This window comes from Frankia tisae (genome assembly GCF_025403405.1).
Taxonomy (GTDB): domain Bacteria; phylum Actinomycetota; class Actinomycetes; order Frankiales; family Frankiaceae; genus Frankia; species Frankia tisai.
The window spans coordinates 1-499 of sequence record NZ_JANEZT010000790.1 but is presented as its reverse complement, the minus strand read 5'-3'; the positions used below and the strand labels follow the sequence as shown (position 1 = coordinate 499).

The 499-nt window shown below is 73.3% G+C and carries 1 protein-coding gene; it reads left to right on the top strand.

Features of this window, described 5'->3' with window-relative positions:
• Positions 1-497 (top strand): class I adenylate-forming enzyme family protein (locus tag NBZ85_RS31705; RefSeq protein WP_261563491.1); only part of this gene is annotated, 497 nt, incomplete at its 5' end.
• Positions 498-499: the final 2 nt, after the last annotated feature.

The following is a 499-nucleotide window of genomic DNA, read 5'->3' as shown; positions in this document are numbered from 1 at the left end:
GGGTGGGACTGCGCGTCGTGGCCGAGGACGGCGAGGTACAGCCGACGGGCGCCAGCGGGCTGCTGGAGATCAGGACCGACCAGGCCGGGGCGCGAGCGGGCGCGGACGGCTGGACCCGGACCAGCGACCTCGCCCGCATCGACGAGGACGGCTTCCTCTACATCGAGGGCCGCGCCGACGATGTGATCATCCGGGGCGGATTCAAGATTGCACCGATCACGGTGAAGGAGGTGCTGGAGAAGCACCCGGCGGTCGCCGAGGCGGCGGTGTTCGGCCTGCCCGACGAGCGCCTCGGCCAGGTACCCGTCGCCGTGGTGGAGGCGGCGCCCGGCGCCGGGCCGCTCAGCGAGCAGGAGCTGCGTGAGTGGTGCCGGCCGCGGATGCTGCCCTACGAGGTGCCGGCGCGGGCGCTGACCGTGCCGGAACTGCCCCGTGGGGTGTCCCAGAAGGTCAGCATGCCCGACCTGGTGGCGTTGTTCGCCGCCCCAGCCCCGTAACC